The sequence below is a fragment of the Kitasatospora sp. NBC_01560 genome (genome assembly GCF_045208415.1).
Classification (GTDB): Bacteria; Actinomycetota; Actinomycetes; order Streptomycetales; family Streptomycetaceae; genus Kitasatospora.
The window spans coordinates 3,622,336-3,640,770 of record NZ_CP109364.1 but is presented as its reverse complement, the minus strand read 5'-3'; the positions used below and the strand labels follow the sequence as shown (position 1 = coordinate 3,640,770).

Here is an 18,435-nt window from a genome sequence, read left to right as displayed (position 1 = left end):
TCAGCCCCGGACCACCGGCGTGCCGACCAGTTCGACCCCGGCCGCCCGCAGTTCGGCCAGTGCGGCGGCGGTGGTCTCCGGCTTCACCCCGGCCGTGAGGTCGAGCAGGACGCGGGTGGTGAAGCCCGCCCGGGCCGCGTCCAGGGCGGTGGCCCGGACGCAGTGGTCGGTGGCCAGGCCGACCACGTCCACCTCGCTGACCTGGCGCTCGCGCAGCCACTCGATCGGGCCGCGGTTGTTCTCGTCGACGCCCTCGAACCCGCTGTACGCGGCCGCGTAGGCGCCCTTGTCGAAGACCGCCTCGATCGCGCCGGAGGTGACGGACGGCGCGAAGTTGGGGTGGAAGCCCACGCCCTCGGTGCCGGCCACGCAGTGCACCGGCCAGCTGTTGACGTAGTCCGGGTGGTCGGAGAAGTGGTCGCCCGGGTCGACGTGGTTGTCCCGGGTGGCGAGGACGTGGTGGTAGCCGGCGCTGGACTCGGCGATCAGGTCGGTGATCGCGGCGGCCACCTCGGCCCCGCCGGCGACGGCCAGGCTGCCGCCCTCGCAGAAGTCGTTCTGCACGTCGACGACGATCAGTGCCCGGTGCATGGCTCGCATCCTCGGTTGTGGGGGGAAGGCGCGGCGGTTCCGTGCGCCTCCGGTGGGAACTCTACGGTCGACTGTAGGCAGTGGCACCCGGGGGCGGAAGGCCCGGGGAGCGCCCGGTCGCCGCCCCGGCGGAGGCCCGCTGTCACAGCATCAGCTCGGTCGGCAGGACCGGGTCCCCCTTGGAGAGCTGGGTCGCGGAGAGCGGCAGCGCCGTCCGGGCCCGGACGTGCCGCTCGCGTGCGGCGCTCAGCGGTTCGCGGCCGACGACCTCGCCGGCCAGCACCAGCGGCACCTGGACGAGGTGGGGCGCCAGCTCGGCCGGGATCGTTCCGGTGCCGACCACCTCGGCCTCGGCCACGCCGTCCGCGTCGGGCCGCCGGGCCGCCCACTTGCGGCCGCCGACGCTGGTCTTGCCGCCGGCCGCGCGCTTGGCGACCGACACGAGCGGTCCGTCCGGCACCTCGGCCCGGGCCACCAGCTTGTAGACCATCGAGCAGGTCGGGTGGCCGCTGCCGGTGACCAGGCTGGTGCCGACGCCGTAGCCGTCCACCGGGGCGGCGGCCAGTGCGGCGATCGCGTACTCGTCGAGATCGGAGGTGACGATGATCTTCGTCTTGCCGGCGCCGAGTTCGTCCAGCTGGCGGCGGACCCGGTGGGCCAGCAGGGTGAGGTCGCCGGAGTCGATCCGGACGGCGCCGAGCTCGGGCCCGGCCACCTCGACGGCGGTGCGGACGGCCTCGCGCAGGTCGTAGGTGTCGACCAGCAGCGTGGTGCCCCGGCCCATCGAGGCGATCTGCGCCCGGAAGGCGTCCCGCTCGCTGTCGTGCACCAGGGTGAAGGCGTGTGCGGCGGTGCCGGTGGTCGGGATGCCGTGGGTGAACCCGGCCTCCAGGTCGGAGGTGGCGGCGAAGCCGGCCACGTACGCGGCCCGGGCGGCCGCGACGGCGGCCTGTTCGTGGGCGCGCCGGGCGCCCATCTCGATCACCGGACGCCCGCCCGCGGCGGCGGTCATCCGGGAGGCGGCGGCGGCGATGGCCGAGTCGTGGTTGAGGATCGACAGGATCACCGTCTCCAGGATCACCGCCTCGGCGAAGGTGCCCTCGACGGTGAGCAGCGGCGACCCGGGGAAGTAGACCTCGCCCTCGGGGTAGCCGTGGATGTCACCGGTGAACCGGTAGTCGGCCAGGTAGCGCAGGGTGTCCGCGTCGACCACGTCCTGGGCGGCGAGCCAGTCGAGCTGGGCCGCGGTGAAGCGGAAGTTCTCGACCGCGTCCAGCACCCGGCCGGTGCCGGCCATCACGCCGTAGCGGCGGCCGGCCGGCAGCCGGCGGGTGAACACCTCGAACACGGAGTGGCGGTGTGCGGCTCCGCTCTGCTGGGCGGCCTGCAGCATGGTGAGCTCGTAGCGGTCGGTGAGGAGCGCGGTCGAACCGGCCGCGCGCACTGAAGTGGCGTCCATGGCGATGATGCTACTACCACTTAGCGTCAGATTGACGATTTCTCGCGAGGGGAGTCCTTGCGCCCGGGGGCGGAATCGCCCGGAGGTCCCCCGGATGGCAGCATGGGGCTGACAGGGCAGGTGGCTGAGGAATGGCGAGGAGGACCCGGCGGTGAGTGTCGCGCCCGCGGAGATCGAGCGCCCGGAGGTCGAAGGACTACCGGTGGCGGAGCCGGACACGCCCTGGGTGACCATCGTGCACAACGACCCGGTCAACCTGATGAGCTACGTCCAGTACGTCTTCCAGGCCTACTTCGGCTACCCGAAGGACAAGGCCCGGAAGCTGATGATGGAGGTGCACACCAAGGGCCGGACGGTGGTCTCCAGCGGATCCCGCGAGGAGATGGAGCGCGACGTGCAGGCGATGCACGGTTACGGCCTCTGGGCGACGCTGCAGCACGACTGAGCGGCGCCCGCCCCCCGGCGACACCACCACCGAAGACGACGAAGACGGGCTGACCGATACAGATGGCTGGGTTGTTCGAGAGCGCCGGCGGCGGCGCGGCGATCGCGCTGGACGAGTACGAGGCCTCCATCCTGCGCTCGCTGGAAGTACAGCTGCTGGAGCGGATCGGGCCCGGTCCGGGCGGGGCGGGCGACGACCCGCTGGCCGCACTGTTCGCCGAGGGGCCGACCGAGGCGCCCGCCGACCCGGCGCTGGCCCGGCTCTTCCCCGACGCATACGGGGAGCCGGGGAAGCCCGACGACGAGGAGTCCCGGGCCGCCTCCAGCGAGTTCCGCCGCTTCACCGAGCTGGACCTGCGCGCCCGCAAGCGTGACGACGCGCTGCACGTGATCCGCGCGCTGGACGGGCTCGGCGGCGGGGGCGGGGTGCTCAAGCTGCCCGCCGCGGACTGCCTGCGCTGGCTGGGCGCGCTCAACGACCTGCGGCTCACCCTGGGGGTCTGGCTGGAGCTCACCGAGGACGACGAGCAGGGCCTGTACGACCTGCCGGACACCGACGAGCGCAAGCCGCTGGTGATCGCCTATCTCTGGCTGGGCGCGCTCCAGGAGTCGCTGCTGGAGGCGATCACGGACTGAGTCCGCGCCCAGTTCCGCCGCGTACCGTCCCGTTCCGCCCCGTACCGTCCCGTTCCGCCCCGGCTCCCGGGGGCTCCGGAACGGCCCCCGACCCCCTGTCCGCATGCTGGACAGGGGGTCGGGGCGTTTCCGTCCAAAACGGGCGGAATCATATGACTCCATGCTCAAATGTCGCTCAGATGAACACCGGTATCCGGAGCCTGCGTGGTACGACTTCTCCACCCCACGAGACCCACCCAGGACGGTGCACCATGGCCGAGCAGTTGTACGACGAAGTGGTCGACGCCAAACCGGACGAGGAGGGCTACGAGCGGGGTCTGGGCAGCCGCCAGATCCAGATGATCGCCATCGGCGGCGCCATCGGCACCGGCCTGTTCCTCGGCGCCGGCACCGCGATCTCCAAGTCCGGCCCGAGCCTGATCCTGTCCTACGCCGTGGCCGGCGTGGTGATCTTCGTGATCATGCGGGCGCTCGGCGAACTGCTCACCTACCGCCCGGTGTCCGGCAGCTTCGCCGAGTACGCCCGGGAGTTCCTCGGCCCGTTCGCCGGCTACGTCACCGGGTGGACGTACTGGCTGTTCTGGGTGGTCACCGGAATGGCGGAGACCACCGCCGCCGCCGTCTACGTGAAGTTCTGGGAGCCGGGCATCCCGCAGTGGCTCAGTGCGCTGACCTTCCTGGTCATCCTCTACGGGGCCAACCTGATCTCGGTGAAGCTGTTCGGCGAGATCGAGTTCTGGTTCTCGATGGTCAAGGTCACCGCCATCATCGGCATGATCCTGATCGGCATCGGCGTGCTCACCCTCGGGTTCAGCGACGCGGGTGACACCGCGTCGATCAGCAACCTCTGGGACGACGGCGGCTTCTTCCCCAAGGGCATCGGCGCCACCGTGATGACCCTGCAGATCGTCATGTTCGCCTACCTCGGCGTGGAGCTGGTCGGCGTCACCGCCGGCGAGAGCGAGAACCCGCAGAAGACCCTGCCGCGCGCCATCAACACGCTGCCCTGGCGGATCGCGCTGTTCTACATCGGCGCCCTGGTGATCATCCTCTCGCTCGTCCCGTGGACGGAGTTCCAGCCCGGCGTCAGCCCGTTCGTCGCCGCCTTCGGCAAGATCGGCATCCCCGCCGCCGCCGGCATCATCAACTTCGTGGTGCTCACCGCCGCGCTCTCCTCCTGCAACTCCGGCATGTACTCCACCGGCCGGATGCTGCGCGACCTCGCCCTGCGCGGCCAGGCCCCCGGGCGGCTGACCAAGCTCAACTCGCACCGCAGCCCCGCCACCGCGATCACCCTCTCCGCGCTGCTGATGGGCGTCGGCGTGGTGCTCAACTACCTCGTCCCGGCCAAGGCGTTCGAGTACATCACCTCGGTCGCCACCGTCTGCGGCCTCTGGACGTGGTCGATGATCCTGATCTCCCAGATCCGCTACCGGAAGGCCTGGCAGGGCGGCCACCTGCCGCCGCCCTCCTTCAAGGCGCCCGGCGGCCTCTGGAGCAGCTGGGCCGCGCTCGCCTTCCTCGGCCTGGTCGTCGTCCTGATCGCGCTGGACCGGGACAACCGGATCTCGCTGTACGTCTTCCCCGGGTGGGCCGTGATGCTGGTGATCGGCTACCAGGTGCTCAAGCGCCGCCGCCCCGCGGCCGTGCACGGCGTCGCCCACGACCACCTGCACGCCCGCGCGGGCGACTGACCGGGCTGCCTGACCGGGCTGCCTGACCGGACTGTCCGACCCGCCGCGCCGAACCGCGCCGGACCGCGGAACGAGGCATGGGCCGGGCCGTGGACCGGGCCGTGGACGCCCCGGCGGCGGCCCGCCGGGGCGTGGCTATCCTGACCGCATGCTGACCATCACCCGAGAACTGCGCGACGCGATCGTCGCCCACGCCCGCGCCGACCACCCGGACGAGGCCTGTGGCGTGGTGGCCGGACCGGCCGGCACCGGACGGCCCGAGCGGTTCGTCCCGATGCTCAACGCCGCCCGCTCGCCCACCTTCTACGAGTTCGACTCGGGCGACCTGCTGAAGCTCTACCGCGAGATGGACGACCGGGACGAGGAGCCCGTGATCGTCTACCACTCGCACACCGCCACCGAGGCCTACCCCTCGCGCACCGACGTGAGCTACGCCTCCGAGCCCTTCGCCCACTACGTCCTGGTCTCCACCGCCGACGGCAACGGCCCGGACGACCCGTACCAGTTCCGCTCGTTCCGCATCGTGGACGGCGAGATCACAGAGGAAGACGTCCAGGTCGTCGAGGCCCACCGGCCCTGACCCGCACCCCCTGGGCGCCGCCCGCCGACTGCCCGCAGGCGGTCGGCGGGCCGGCATCATCTCAGCAGCAGAAACGGAAACATCCGGATCCCGAGACGGGCATGTCGGAGCGAGGCCGGGAATCTATACGATGAGCCCATGCGTTCCGTCGATGTGAGCACCCAGGCCCCGGGCACCCGCCTCGTGGCGCGCCTGCACGTCGACCTGTGCCGGCTCGCCAGTGCGATCTGTCCCGGCACGCCGGCGCGCTCTCACTGAGCCGCCCGCACCGGCCCGCCGCACGCCCTGCGCCCCGGGCCCACCCCGCCCCGCCGCGCCCGCTGCGGCCCACCCACCTCACGACTCGCACAGGAGCGCACCCATGGCCATCGAGGTCCGCATCCCGACCATCCTCCGCACCTACACCGACGGCGCCAAGGCCGTCGACGGCACCGGCAGCAACCTCGCGGAACTCTTCCAGGACCTCGACGCCCGCCACCCGGGCATCGCCGCCCGGCTCCTGGACGGCGGCGAGCTGCGCCGCTTCGTCAACGTCTACCTGAACGACGAGGACGTCCGCTTCCTGGAGGGCATCTCCACCACCGTCGCCGACGGTGACAGCGTCACCATCCTGCCCGCCGTGGCCGGCGGCGCCCGCTGACCTCCCGCTCTCCCGCCCGCCCAGCAGCCCGGCCCGGGCCGGTGCGGGCGGGGGAGCCGCCGCACCCGACCCTCACCGCCGTTGCCGGAGGCACCCCTTGCGTTACGACAGCCCGCTCGAAGCCGTCGGCAACACCCCGCTGGTCCGCCTGCCCCGACTCTCCGCCGCCGTCCCCGGCAACACCGACGGCCTGGTCACCCTCTGGGCCAAGCTGGAGGACCGCAACCCCACCGGCTCCATCAAGGACCGCCCCGCGCTGCACATGATCGAGCGCGCCGAGGCCGCCGGAGTCCTCACCCCCGGCTGCACCATCCTGGAGCCCACCAGCGGCAACACCGGCATCTCGCTCGCCATGGCCGCCAAGCTCAAGGGCTACCGGATGGTCTGCGTGATGCCCGAGAACACCAGCGAGGAACGCCGCGAGCTGCTCCGCATGTGGGGCGCCGAGATCATCCCGTCCCCGGCCGCCGGCGGTTCCAACACCGCGGTGCGGATCGCCAAGGAGATCGCCGCCGAGCACCCCGACTGGGTGATGCTCTACCAGTACGGCAACCCGGACAACGCCGGCGCCCACTACGCCACCACCGGCCCCGAGATCCTCGCCGACCTGCCCACCGTCACCCACTTCGTGGCCGGCCTCGGCACCACCGGCACCCTGATGGGCGTCGGCCGCTACCTGCGCGAGAAGGTCCCCGCCGTACAGATCGTCGCCGCCGAACCGCGGTACGACGACCTCGTCTACGGCCTGCGCAACCTCGACGAGGGCTTCGTCCCCGAGCTGTACGACGCCGAGGTGCTCACCACCCGCTTCTCCGTCGGCTCCGCCGACGCCGTCCGCCGCACCCGCGAACTCCTCCAGCAGGAGGGCATCTTCGCCGGCGTCTCCACCGGCGCCATCCTGCACGCCGCGACCGGTGTCGGGCGCAAGGCCGCCGCCGCCGGGCAGCGCGCCGACATCGTCTTCGTGGTCGCCGACGGCGGCTGGAAGTACCTCTCCACCGGCATCTACACCGCCGAGTCCACCGAGGCCGCCGTCGAGGCGCTGCAGGGCCAGCTCTGGGCCTGACCGGTCAGCGGCCGCCCGGCCGCGCCCCGGTCACGCCCCGGCCGGGCGGCGAACGCCCACCGGCCGTGAACGCGCACCGGCCGTGAACCCATTCGGGCCGTGAACGCGCGCCGGCCGCTCACCCGCCGGACGGGACCGCCCGCTTCGCACGCGCCCAGATCTGCCGGTCGACCACCCCGGCCCGGCGGCGGAAGGCCGTGAGCGGCACCTCGCGCAGCTCGTCCGTCTCCAGCCAGCTGGTCCGGCCGGCGCGGTCACCCACCGATCCCGGCGGCAGCGGCAGCACGCCCGGGCGCTCCGCGTGGTGCTTGGTGGTGATCTTCACGACCGTGGCCGTCCGGCCGTTCACCCGCAGCACCAGGCACGGACGGTCCTTCGCGCCGGGGCCGTCCTCGAACGGCACCTCCGCCCACCAGATCTCCTGCGGCGCCGGACCGGGCCGCCCCTTCGCCGGACGCGGCCGCGGCGCAGCCGGTGCCGGGGCGACTGCCGCCGCCCCGCGCGAACGCCGGACCAGCACCGACACCGCCCACGCCAGCGCCGCGGCACCCGCCACGGCCACGACCACCCAGATGCCTGTCATGCGGCGAACCGTACCGGTCCGGCGGCCGGCGCCACCACCGTGACGGCCGTGACAGTTGGGCATTTATCCGTACCCTGCTCCCGGTTCGTCACGAAACGACCACAGTGCCCGTTCTGCGGTCGAGCCGCGCCCGGGCACGGAAAGGCTGCTCCCGAACGTCCCCCCACGCCCCGGAGGTGACCCCGTGAGCCGCAGCAGCGACCTGTGGTCGTACGCCGAGATCGCCCGCCACATCAACGTCCAGCCGGAGACCGTCCGCAACTACCGCCGGCACGGACTGCTGCCGGACCCCGACGTCGTCGACGGCAGCGGCCACCCCCGCTGGTACCCCGACACGATCAGAGCCTGGGCCCGCCGGCGCCCCGGCCACCGCTGAACGCCGCCCCCGGCCCCGCCCCCGGCGTTCTGGTGATTCCAGCCACAGCGCGGCACGGAGACGGGGGCAAAGTGCCCCTCCGCCCTTACCCTCGACACACGCGAGGGCAGCGCTACCGGCCGGTTCACCCGGCCCGCACTGCCATGACCAGCGGCAGCCAGGACGTGTCGGGGCGGAGGGGCTCGGATGAAACTGACCGTGGTGGGATGCTCAGGGAGCTTCCCGTCCGCCGACTCGCCGTGCTCCAGCTACCTCGTGGAGGCCGACGGCTACCGCGTCGTGCTCGACCTCGGCAACGGAGCCCTCGGCGCCCTGCAGAAGTACGTCGACCTCTACGCCGTCGATGCCGTGCTGCTGAGCCACCTCCACGCCGACCACTGCGTCGACCTCTGCGCCTACTGGGTCGCCCGGAACTACCGGGCCGAGGGCTGTCCCGACCCGATGCCCGTCTACGGCCCGGCCGGCACCGCCGAGCGGCTGGCCCGTGCCTACGACATGCCGGAGAACCCCGGGATGAAGGAGGTCTTCGACTTCCGCACCCTCACCCCCGGCAGCTTCGACCTCGGCCCGTTCCGGATCGAGGTCGCCCAGGTCGACCACCCCGTCGACGCCTTCGCCTTCCGGCTCGAACACGGCGGCCGCAGCCTCGTGTACTCGGGGGACACCGGCGAGAGCGCCGCACTCGTCGAACTCGCCCGCGACACCGACCTCTTCCTCTGCGAAGCCGCCTACATCGACGGCCGCGACACCTACCGCTCCGTCCACCTCAACGGCCGCGAGGCCGGCGAACACGCCACCGCCGCCCGCGTCCGCCGGCTCGTCCTCACGCACATCCCGCCGTGGACCGACGCCGAGCACAACCGCCGCGACGCCGCCGCGGCCTTCGCCGGGCCGGTCGAAGTGGCCCGCGCCGGCGCCGTCTACGAGCTCTGACACCCGGGCCCGCCGCCCGCGCGGGCCGGACCGGACCGTGCCGGTCGAGGCGGTCAGCCGACCGGTGTCAGCCAGTGCCGGTACCGCGGATCGGCACCCGACACCGCCGCCCCGTACGCCTCCCGCAGCCGGGCCGTGACCGGCCCCGGCGCACCCGGCAGCTCCCGGTCGTCCAGCGAACGGACCGGCACGATGCCGGCGGCCGTCCCGCACAGGAACACCTCGTCCGCCGCGTAGAGGTCCGACCGCAGCAACCCCTCCACCCGCGCCGGCACGCCGAGATCGCGGGCCAGCACCAGCACCGTGTCCTGCGTGATCCCCTCCAGTGCGCCCGCGCTCGCCGGCGGAGTGCGCAGCACCCCGCCGCGCACCGCGAACACGTTCTCGCCCGTGCACTCGCTCACCGAACCGTCCGGGCCCAGCAGCAGCGCCTCGTCGTACCCCGCGTCGGTCGCCTCCCGGCGGGCCAGCACCGCGTTCAGGTACGGACCGGTCGCCTTCGCGGCCGTCGGAACCGCGTTCGGATCGTTGCGCCGCCAACTGCTCGTCCGCACTCTGATCCCACCGCCGTCGTCCGCGAGCTGGGGCTCCCACTCCCAGCTCGCGATCGCCGTGCTGGTCGGCGAGAACCGCATGTCCAGCCCCATTGAGCCGTAGCCCAGGAACGCGAAGTGCCGCAGGTAGCAGGCCCGATGGCCGTTGGCCCGCACCAGTTCGACCGTCGCCACCGCCAACTCCTCCGTAGTGAAGGGGAGTTCCATTCTTAGCATGCGCGCACTGCGGCCCAGCCGGTCCAGGTGCTCCGGCAGCCGGAACACCGCCGGACCGTCCGCCGTCGCGAACACCCTCGTCCCCTCCAGCACTCCCGTCCCGTAGTGCAGTCCGTGCGTCAGCACGTGCGTCTGCGCCTGGTGCCAGGGCACCAGCGCGCCGTCCAGCCAGATCGTCGAAGCCTCGGAAAGAGCCATGCGCCCATCCTGGCCACCGCCCCGCCGCAGGTCAGCCACCCCGGCCCTGCCGGAACCGGCCATGACCGCGACCGGAAGCAGGCCCGGAGGCAGGGCGCAGAGGCGGGCCGGAAGCCGCACCGTCTCGCCCCTCGGAAAACCCCGGCCCGCCCGCACCCGCCTCACTAGGCTGCGCCGATGGAGAGCCCCGCCGACCGCGACGCCGCCCAGCTCTATGCCCGCCTGCTCACCGGCGCCGGGCTCCCGGCCCCCGCCGGGCTCCCGCCAGTGGCCGGACTCCCACCCGCTGCCGGACTCCCGCCGGCCACCCCGGGCCCGGACTGGGACGAACACCGCCTGGCCGCCGCCACCGCCGAACTGCACACCCTCGGACTGCTCCAGCCCACCGCCGCCGACGCCGCCGGACACGCCGCGGTCTCCGTCGACACCGCCGTCCGCCAGCTGCTCCTCGATGCGGACACCCAGGTCACCGCCCTGGTCACCGCGCTCGGCCGGGCCCGCCACGCCGTCGACCGCCTGCACACCAGCTACCTCCCGGTCCAGCACCGCCACCACGCCGGCACCGCCCTCGAACTCGTCCGCGGCGCCGACCGGATCGCCGCCCTGCTGGAGGACGCCGCCCGCGGTGCCCGCACCGAAGCCCTCTCCCTCCGCCCCGGCCAGGACCTCTCCGGCCCCGCCCTGGCCGGCAAACTCGCCCGCGAACGCCTCGCCCTCGCCCACGGCGCCACCCTGCGGACCATCTACCCGGCCGCGGCGCTGCGCCGGCCCGCGGTGCTCGCGCACGTCCGCGAGCTGACCGCGGCCGGCGCCCGGATCAGGGCGGCGCACTCGCTGCCGCTCTGGCTGATCGTGGTCGACGCCCGGCTGGCGATCCTGCCGGCGCCGGGGGCCGGCCCGGACGGGGACGCGCCGGCCGCCGGGGCGGCGGTGGTGGTCCGGGAGCCGGCCCTGGTCGCCCTGGTGGCGGAGCTGTTCGAGTACTTCTGGTCGGCCGCCTGGACCCCGCCGGAACTCCTGCCCGGAGCTGTGGACATGACGGGCCGGCACCGTGAGGTGCTGCGGCTGCTGGCGGCCGGGCTGACCGACGCCGCGATCTCCCGGAAGCTGGAGGTCTCCGAGCGGACGGTGCGCCGGCTGGTGGCCGAGCTGACCGCCGATCTCGGCGCGGAGAGTCGCTTCCAGGCTGGCGTGCACGCGGCCCGCCTCGGACGGATCTGAGGCGGGCCGCGCGCCGGCGGTGGCCGGCGGGTGGTGGCCGGTGCGGTTCAGCGCCGCCCGGGCACCGGCAGGCCGAGGTGTTCGCGCAGCGTCGTCCCGGTGTACTCCGTCCGGAACACCCCGCGTTCCTGGAGCAGCGGCACCACCTGGTCGACGAAGTCGTCCAGGCCGCCCGGGGTGAGGTGCGGGACGAGGATGAAGCCGTCCGAGGCGTCGTTCTGGACGAACTCGTTGATCTGCGCGGCGACCGTCGCGGGGCTGCCGATGAAGGACTGCCGGCCGGTCACCTCGATCACCAGTTCGCGGCTGCTGAGCTTCTTCTCGGCCGCCACCGCACGCCACTTGGCGGCGATCTCCAGCGGGTCGCCGGCCTTGCTCCGGCCCTGCACCAGAGTGCTGTCCACCACGGGGTCGACGGCGGGCAGCGGACCGTCCGGGTCGTGGTCCGAGAGGTCGATGCCCCAGATCTGCTCCAGGTGGGCGATCGCCGTCCGCGGCCCGACCTGGACCCGGCGGATCTCCGCGGCGCGCTCGGCGGCCTCGGCGTCGGTGTCGCCCAGCACGTAGGTGACGCCGGGCATGATCTTCAGTTCGTCCGGCTTGCGGCCGTAGGCGGCCAGCCGGCGCTTGACGTCGGCGTGGAAGGCCTGGCCGGCGGCCAGGGTGGAGTGCCGGCTGAAGATGATGTCGGCCGTGGCGGCGGCGAACTCCCGCCCCTCGCTGGAGTCGCCGGCCTGGATCACCACCGGGTGGCCCTGCGGCGGCCGGGGGAGCGAGAGCCGCCCCTCGACGTCGAACTGCGGGCCGCGGTGCCGGACGGTCTCGCCCCCGCCGTCCCAGAACTCCCGGGCGAGCTGGACGAATTCGGCGGCCCGGGTGTACCGGTCGGCGCGGTCGAGGTAGCCGCCGCGGCGGAAGTTCTCCCCGGTGAAGGCGTCCGAGGAGGTGACCACGTTCCAGGCCGCGCGCCCGCCGGAGAGGTGGTCCAGGGAGGCGAACCGCCGGGCCAGCTCGTAGGGCTCGTTGAAGGTGGCGTTGACGGTGGCGGCCAGGCCGAGGTGCGTGGTGACGGCCGCGAGTGCGTTCAGGACGGTGATCGACTCGGGCCGGCCGACCACGTCCAGGTCGTGGATCCGGCCCTTCACCTCGCGCAGCCGCAGGCCCTCGGCGAGGAAGAAGAAGTCGAACAGGCCGCGCTCGGCGGTCTCCGCGAGGTGCCGGAAGGAGGAGAACTCGATCTGGCTGCGGGAGGCCGGATCGGCCCACACCGTGGTGTTGTTGACGCCCGGGAAGTGCGCGGCGAGGTGGATCTGCTTGAGCGGTCGGTCCGTCATCGGGTCACCTCGGAGGCGGTGGGCACCGCGGCTGCGGTGATCGGAGCGGCGGCGGTGGCGGCCGTCGCGGCGGCGGTCGTGGTGGTTGCGGCCGGGCTGCCGGGCCCGGCGGCGTAGCGGCCGGCCGGGCGGGCCAGCCCGAGGTGGTCGCGCAGGGTGCGGCCGGTGTAGCCGGTGCGGAACAGCCCGCGGTCGCGCAGGGCCGGTACGACCAGGTCGGCGAGGGCCGCGAGGTCGCGGGCGGGCTCGGCCGGCACCAGGTGGAAGCCGTCGACGCCGCCGCCGCCCCGGACGAGCTCGTCGGTCAGGGCGGTGACCGACCGCTCGTCGGTCAGGGCGGCGTCGAGCCGGGCGAGGATGCGCAGCGTCTCGCCCGCGCGCAGCCGCAGCTCGGTGGCGGCGGTCAGCCGGGTGGCCCGGTCGGGCGCGTCGAGCAGGACGACATCGGCGTACCGGGCCGCCGTATCCACCCGGGCCCGCCCGCCGGCGCCGGCGTCCGGTGCGAGGTCGGCGGCGGAGACCGCGACCGCGACCACCGGCCGGCCCTGCGGCGGACGCGGGGTGATGGAGGGGCCGCGGACGGAGAAGTGCGGGCCGTCGAAGTCGATGTAGTGCAGCTTGTCGCGGTCGATGAACCGGCCGGTGGCCACGTCGCGGATCTCCGCGTCGTCCTCCCAGCTGTCCCAGAGCCGGGCCGCGACCTCGGCGGCGTCGGCGGCCTCGGCCCAGAGCACGTCGGCCGGGGCGACGCCCTTGCGGCCGAAGGCCCTGGCCTGCGCCTCGGTGTCCGAGACGCCGACCAGCCAGCCGGCCCGGCCCTCGCTCACCCAGTCCAGCGTGTTCACCGAGATCGAGGTGTGGAACGGCTCGGTGTGGGTGGTGGTGACGGTCGGGACGAGGCCGAGGCCGCGGGTCTGCGGGGCGAGCCGGGCGAAGGTGGCGAGCGCGTCGAGTCGCTGGGGCTCGGGGGCGTAGGAGTCGTCGAGGGTGACGAAGTCGAGGGTGGCCCGTTCGGCGAGGCGGGCGAGGCCGGCGAAGTGGCCGGCGTCGAAGCGGCCGGGGCTGTCGAGGGCGGCGGACAGGTGCAACTGGCGGGGCATGGCGAGGCCTTGACTTTCCTCGTGCGGGCGCGTGCGGGTGCGCGCGGAACGCAGGTGGATACGTGGCGGTGGCCCGGGGTGCGGGCTGACACGGGAAGTGGGGCTGCGGTACCGGCGCGCGGCGAGGGCGTCAGCCGGGCGGCGGTGGGGGAACGGTCAGGTCAGGTGCAACACGCCGCCGACCACACGCGACCGAAGTCGATGTGGCTGCGGGAGACCAGAATGCGCCGGGCGTTCACCGCTTCAGTTGACCAGCGATCTTGCTGCTTCGTCAACCACCGTCTCACCGCAGGGCCCCGGAGCTGGGACGGGAGCCGGGGTCGGGGCCGGAGCGGGAGCCGCGATGGGAGGGGCCTGCGGCCGGGGCGGGAGGGGCCGGACGCGGGTCCGGTGGCGCCGGCGGGAGGCGCGACGGCCCGGGAAACGCGACGGCCCGGGAACGCGACGGCCCGGGAAACGCGACGGCCCCGCCCCGCCGCTCGGGGGAGCGAGCGGCGGGGCGGGGCCGGGGGCGCGTCGGGTCGTACCTCGGCGTCAGGCCTTGGTGACGTCCTCGATCTCCTCGTCGTCCTCGCGACCGGGGGTCTTGAGGTCGAACTTCGTGATCGCGAAGCGGAAGAGGAAGTAGTACAGCGCGGCGAAGGCGAGACCGATCGGGATGATCAGCCATGGGTCGGTGGCCTTGTTCCACGCCAGCAGGTAGTCGATCAGGCCACCGGAGAAGGTGAAGCCGTCGTGCACGCCGAGGGCCCAGGTGAGGGCCATCGAGACGGCGGTCAGCAGCGCGTGGATGACGTACAGGACCGGGGCGATGAAGACGAACGCGAACTCGATCGGCTCGGTGACGCCGGTCACGAAGGAGGTCAGCGCCAGCGACAGCATCATGCCGGTGACGGCCTTGCGGCGGTGCGGCTTGGCGGCGTGGGCGATGGCGAACGCGGCGGCCGGCAGTGCGAACATCATGATCGGGTAGAAGCCCGACATGAACTGTCCGGCGGTCGGGTCGCCGGCGAAGAAGCGGGTCAGGTCGCCGTGCACGACGGTGCCGTCGGGCTTGGTGAAGTCACCGGTCTGGAACCAGGCGTAGGAGTTCACGAACTGGTGCATGCCGACCGGCAGCAGACCGCGGTTGACCAGGCCGAAGGCGCCCGCACCGAACGCGCCGGCACCGATCAGGGTGTCGTTCAGGCTCTTGATGGCGTCGCCGATCGGGCCCCAGGTCAGGGCGAAGATGACGCCGACGGCGGTGCCGACGAAGGCCATCAGGATCGGGACGAGGCGGCGGCCGTTGAAGAAGCCGAGCCAGTCGACCAGCTTGGTGCGGTGGTACTTCTGCCACAGCACGGCCGAGAGCAGACCGATCACGATGCCGCCGAGCACGCCCGGGTTCTGGTACGTGGCGGGTTCGTCCTTGCCGGGCAGGATCTGGTACTCGGTGATCGGGAACGCGGTCAGCACGTTCTTGTAGACGAGGAAGCCGACCAGCGCGGCGAGCGCGGTGGAGCCGTCGGCCTTCTTCGCGAAGCCGATCGCGATGCCCACCGCGAAGAGCAGCGGCAGGTTGGTGAAGACGGCGTCACCGGCGGTGGCGAACACCGCGGCGACCTTGTTCCAGCCGAGGCCGTCCTTGCCGAACACATCGTCCTGGCCGAGGCGCAGCAGCAGACCGGCGGCGGGGAGAACGGCGATGGGCAGCTGGAGGCTGCGGCCGATCTTCTGCAGACCCTGAAGCAGGTTCTGGCCGAACTTCTTGGTGGGGCTTGGCGTGGCCGGAGCCGCGGCGGGCGCCGGTGCCTGCGCAGACTGACTCATGGGGGTGGGTTCCTAACGGCAGGGCGGGTCGGTCGGGGGTAGGTGCACAGGGGGCCGAACCGCGAACTGGTCTACACCACACGTGGTGTAGACCAGTTTTGTAGCACGGGCGGAGAAGGGGGGGAAGCCCTGAAAGCGGTGCTGGTGAGAAGCGCTATGAAATCGAAACCTACTTGCGGATCAACGATCATGATTACCCGCCGTGATTGGGATTTTGGCTATTTGCGCAACAAAAAGAGCCGGCCGCCGGGTGTGGGCGTACGGCCGGTCGGCGGGGGCTCGGCAGCGGGCTCCGCGGCAGAGCGGGCGGCCGGTCCGGGGGGCGGTCCGGCGGCGGCGTCCGCGGCCGCGCCGGTGGAGACTCCGGCGGGGCCGACGGGTACCGGCCGTGGTCGTGCGGTCGCCCGGTGGTGCTGTCCGGGCGTCCGGGCCGGGCCGGTCGGGCCCCCGGTGGCCGGGTACGGGCCGGCCTGGGGCCGAACGTCGGGGGAGCGGCGGGGGAGCGGCGGGATCGGCTCGGGCCCCCCTGGCCGCGGCGCCCGGTATTCGCCGCCGGATTGCGGTGCCGCCCGACCACGCCTTCCCTTTGCCGGGTGAAACGGGTGGCGACGCGCGGAAGAACGGTGGTGGCGCATTGCCCGGTGGCCGGTCCGGCGCGGCGGCGATCTTCCCCCACCCGGTTTCGGTGCCGAACTCGGGCTGCCCGGAGGCCGGCTCCGGACGGCCGCCCACCCCGGCTCCGCAGGCCACGCCGGCCCGGTTGTCGGGGGGCGTCCGCCGTGCCGCCGCGGGCCCTGGGGCGGCTCCCGCCGGGCCACGGGCGGGTGGCGGCCGGGCGGCCCACGGGGGCGCCGGCCGGTGCCTGGGTGGTGCGGAGGTGGCCCGGTCGGGCAGGCCGGAACAATTCCCGGTCATCGAATTCCGGGACTTTCGTATCGGGACCATCGACCCGTTCCGGATATGCCGAAGGCCCCCGGACGGTGGGTCCGAGGGCCTTTCGGAATTGCGCGCGGTGACGCTCGGTTCAGGCCTTGGTCACGTCCTCGACGTCGTCCTCGTCCTCGCGCCCGGGTGTTTTCAGGTTGAATTTGACGATGATGATCCGGAACAGCGCGTAGTAGACGAGGGCGAACCCGAGCCCGATCGGGATGATCATCCAGGGCTTGGTGGCCAGCCCCCAGTTGATCACGTAGTCGATCAGGCCGGCTGAGAAGCTGAAGCCGTCGTGCACCCCGAGCCCCCAGGTGATCGCCATGGACGCGCCGGTCAGCAGGGCGTGCACCGCGAACAGCGCGGGGGCGATGTAGGCGAAGGAGTACTCGATCGGCTCGGTCACACCGGTGACGAAGGAGGTCAGGCCGACCGAGAGCATCAGGCCGTAGATCTCCTTGCGGCGGTGCGGCTTGGCGGAGTGGGCCATCGCCATGGCCGCGGCCGGCAGGGCGAACATCATGATCGGGAAGAAGCCCGAGGTGAACTGGCCGGCCGTCGGGTCGCCGGCCAGGAAGCGGGGGATGTCACCGTGGACCATCATGCCGTCCGGCTTGGTGTAGTCGCCGAACTGGAACCAGACGAAGGTGTTCAGCAGCTGGTGCATGCCGATCAGCAGCAGCGCACGGTTGGCGACACCGAAGATGCCCGCGCCGCCCGCCCCGAGGTCGGCGAGGTCCTGGCTGAAGTCGTTCATCGCCCGGCCGATCGGCGGCCACACCCAGACGGCGGCGACGGCCAGCACCATGCCCACCACGGCGGTGATCATCGGGACGAGGCGGCGGCCGTTGAAGAAGCCGAGCCAGTCGACCAGCTTGGTGCGGTGGAAGCGCACCCAGAGCCAGGCGGAGAGGAGGCCGATCAGGATGCCGCCCAGGACACCCGGGTTCTGGTACGTCGCCGCGGCCGCCTTCGCCGAGGTGAAGTCCACGCACTGGTCGCCGATCAGGACCGTCGGCAGTGTGCAGTCCTCCGGGAAGGCGTGCAGCACCTGGTAGAAGACGAGGAAGCCGACCACCGCGGCCAGCGCCGTCGAGCCGTCCGCCTTCTTCGCCATGCCGATCGCCACGCCGATGCAGAACAGCATCGGCAGGCCCAGTGAGGAGTCGAGCAGGGCTCCGCCGGCCGCTGCGAAGACCTTGGCGACGTCGTCCCAGCCCAGGCCGTCCTTGCCGAAGACGTCGGGCTGGCCGAGCCGGTTCAGGATGCCGGCCGCCGGCAGGACCGCCACCGGGAGCTGGAGCGAGCGGCCCATCTTCTGGAGTCCGCCGTAGAAGGAGTGCCACCACTTGGTCTGCGGGGCTGTGGCGCCTGCCGAACTCATCCTTCGCCCTCCGAGAGCAGTTGCCGTCCGGTGACCCCGCGGGGGGCCGTCGGGCGGGGTCCAGGAACACCCGGGGCCCTTCCTGCGTTCATCGGAGTACACATATATTGGTGTAGACCACTCTTGGGGACGCAGGATGCGCGCGCCGGGGCAGAGGCCCCGCTGATCGTCATCCTCGGACGAAGATCCAGACCGTGCGCGTCGGAATGGGCCAAAAGTGGACTAACGTGGCAAATCGGTCCAGAACGGGTCATGCTTGTCGCGCTGCCAGGCAGTGCGACGGCTCCTGAATCCGCGTCAGCACCGGCAGCGACCCGCCCCCGGCCCGGCCGGGGACCCCAGCACAGCGCAGGACGGCACCCGGCAGAGCAGCCGGCGGGCCGAGACAGAGGGAGAAATCATGGCCAGCAAGGCTGAGAAGATCGTCGCCGGTCTGGGCGGCATCGACAACATCGAAGAGGTCGAAGGCTGCATCACCCGCCTCCGTACCGAGGTCAAGGACGCCTCCCTCGTCAACGAGGCCGCACTCAAGGCCGCCGGCGCCCACGGCGTCGTCAAGATGGGCACCGCGATCCAGGTCGTCATCGGCACCGACGCCGACCCGATCGCCGCCGACATCGAGGACATGATGTGACCTGAGCCCACCGGGCTCACCACCCTCGGCCCGCCGTCCCTCCCGGGGCG

General features: G+C 72.7%; 19 protein-coding genes. 11 read left to right on the top strand and 8 right to left on the bottom strand.

Annotation, left to right across the window (positions count from 1 at the left end):
- Both OH807_RS15630 and OH807_RS15625 read right to left on the bottom strand, forming a co-directional pair.
- Positions 1-591 (bottom strand): isochorismatase family protein, encoded by a 591-nt coding sequence (locus tag OH807_RS15630; RefSeq protein ID WP_406198911.1) that lies wholly within the window; start codon positions 589-591, stop codon positions 1-3.
- Between the two features lie 142 nt (positions 592-733).
- A complete protein-coding gene (locus tag OH807_RS15625; protein ID WP_406198908.1) occupies positions 734-2,050 on the bottom strand; it encodes a nicotinate phosphoribosyltransferase in 1,317 nt (438 codons plus the stop codon).
- Positions 2,051-2,201: 151 nt separating this feature from the next.
- Between OH807_RS15625 and clpS the strand changes: the two genes are divergently transcribed.
- The 7 genes from clpS to OH807_RS15590 all read left to right on the top strand — a co-directional run bounded on the left by clpS (position 2,202) and on the right by OH807_RS15590 (position 7,110).
- Positions 2,202-2,495, top strand: coding sequence for an ATP-dependent Clp protease adapter ClpS (clpS, locus tag OH807_RS15620; protein ID WP_406198905.1), 294 nt, complete (start codon positions 2,202-2,204; stop codon positions 2,493-2,495).
- Between the two features lie 62 nt (positions 2,496-2,557).
- Complete coding sequence (locus OH807_RS15615; RefSeq protein WP_406198903.1) at positions 2,558-3,130, top strand: DUF2017 domain-containing protein; 573 nt, start codon at positions 2,558-2,560, stop codon at positions 3,128-3,130.
- Between the two features lie 251 nt (positions 3,131-3,381).
- The gene (locus OH807_RS15610; RefSeq protein WP_406198900.1) at positions 3,382-4,824 is read left to right on the top strand and encodes an amino acid permease; all 1,443 of its coding nucleotides are present in this window, start codon (positions 3,382-3,384) and stop codon (positions 4,822-4,824) included.
- 148 nt (positions 4,825-4,972) lie between these two features.
- Entirely contained in the window at positions 4,973-5,404 is a 432-nt protein-coding gene (locus OH807_RS15605; protein WP_406198898.1) for a Mov34/MPN/PAD-1 family protein, read from the top strand.
- Between the two features lie 138 nt (positions 5,405-5,542).
- The gene (locus tag OH807_RS15600) at positions 5,543-5,662 is read left to right on the top strand and encodes a putative leader peptide (RefSeq protein WP_406198896.1); all 120 of its coding nucleotides are present in this window, start codon (positions 5,543-5,545) and stop codon (positions 5,660-5,662) included.
- A 103-nt stretch (positions 5,663-5,765) separates the two neighbouring features.
- A complete protein-coding gene (locus tag OH807_RS15595; protein ID WP_406198894.1) occupies positions 5,766-6,044 on the top strand; it encodes a MoaD/ThiS family protein in 279 nt (92 codons plus the stop codon).
- Between the two features lie 97 nt (positions 6,045-6,141).
- Complete coding sequence (locus tag OH807_RS15590; RefSeq protein ID WP_406198892.1) at positions 6,142-7,110, top strand: PLP-dependent cysteine synthase family protein; 969 nt, start codon at positions 6,142-6,144, stop codon at positions 7,108-7,110.
- A gap of 118 nt (positions 7,111-7,228) precedes the next feature.
- On the opposite strand, the gene OH807_RS15585 is transcribed toward OH807_RS15590, so the two are convergent.
- On the bottom strand, positions 7,229-7,693 hold the full coding sequence (locus OH807_RS15585; protein WP_406198890.1) for a type II toxin-antitoxin system PemK/MazF family toxin: 465 nt from the start codon (positions 7,691-7,693) through the stop codon (positions 7,229-7,231).
- A 184-nt stretch (positions 7,694-7,877) separates the two neighbouring features.
- Between OH807_RS15585 and OH807_RS15580 the strand changes: the two genes are divergently transcribed.
- Together OH807_RS15580 and OH807_RS15575 are read left to right on the top strand one after the other, a co-directional pair.
- Positions 7,878-8,069 (top strand): MerR family transcriptional regulator, encoded by a 192-nt coding sequence (locus tag OH807_RS15580; RefSeq protein WP_406198888.1) that lies wholly within the window; start codon positions 7,878-7,880, stop codon positions 8,067-8,069.
- A gap of 186 nt (positions 8,070-8,255) precedes the next feature.
- A complete protein-coding gene (locus tag OH807_RS15575) occupies positions 8,256-9,002 on the top strand; it encodes an MBL fold metallo-hydrolase (RefSeq protein WP_406198886.1) in 747 nt (248 codons plus the stop codon).
- Between the two features lie 53 nt (positions 9,003-9,055).
- On the opposite strand, the gene OH807_RS15570 is transcribed toward OH807_RS15575, so the two are convergent.
- Positions 9,056-9,970: a branched-chain amino acid transaminase gene (locus OH807_RS15570; protein ID WP_406198885.1), complete on the bottom strand. Its 915-nt coding sequence runs from the start codon at positions 9,968-9,970 to the stop codon at positions 9,056-9,058.
- A gap of 177 nt (positions 9,971-10,147) precedes the next feature.
- On the opposite strand from OH807_RS15570, the gene OH807_RS15565 reads away from it, so the two are divergent.
- The gene (locus tag OH807_RS15565) at positions 10,148-11,191 is read left to right on the top strand and encodes a LuxR C-terminal-related transcriptional regulator (protein ID WP_406198882.1); all 1,044 of its coding nucleotides are present in this window, start codon (positions 10,148-10,150) and stop codon (positions 11,189-11,191) included.
- Positions 11,192-11,238: 47 nt separating this feature from the next.
- Here the strand turns inward: OH807_RS15565 and OH807_RS15560 are convergent, their stop codons facing one another.
- The 4 genes from OH807_RS15560 to OH807_RS15545 form a co-directional block, all read right to left on the bottom strand.
- Positions 11,239-12,525, bottom strand: a complete 1,287-nt coding sequence (locus tag OH807_RS15560) for an LLM class flavin-dependent oxidoreductase (protein ID WP_406198880.1) — start codon at positions 12,523-12,525, stop codon at positions 11,239-11,241.
- Positions 12,522-13,625: an LLM class flavin-dependent oxidoreductase gene (locus OH807_RS15555; RefSeq protein ID WP_406198878.1), complete on the bottom strand. Its 1,104-nt coding sequence runs from the start codon at positions 13,623-13,625 to the stop codon at positions 12,522-12,524. The genes OH807_RS15560 and OH807_RS15555 overlap by 4 nt, the downstream gene beginning before the upstream one ends.
- A gap of 534 nt (positions 13,626-14,159) precedes the next feature.
- Positions 14,160-15,437, bottom strand: a complete 1,278-nt coding sequence (locus OH807_RS15550; RefSeq protein ID WP_406198876.1) for a PTS transporter subunit EIIC — start codon at positions 15,435-15,437, stop codon at positions 14,160-14,162.
- A gap of 1,024 nt (positions 15,438-16,461) precedes the next feature.
- Positions 16,462-17,751, bottom strand: a complete 1,290-nt coding sequence (locus tag OH807_RS15545; protein ID WP_406198874.1) for a PTS transporter subunit EIIC — start codon at positions 17,749-17,751, stop codon at positions 16,462-16,464.
- 274 nt (positions 17,752-18,025) lie between these two features.
- Here OH807_RS15545 and OH807_RS15540 point away from each other — a divergent pair, with 274 nt between their 5' ends.
- The gene (locus OH807_RS15540; protein ID WP_406198872.1) at positions 18,026-18,385 is read left to right on the top strand and encodes a glucose PTS transporter subunit EIIB; all 360 of its coding nucleotides are present in this window, start codon (positions 18,026-18,028) and stop codon (positions 18,383-18,385) included.
- Positions 18,386-18,435: the final 50 nt, after the last annotated feature.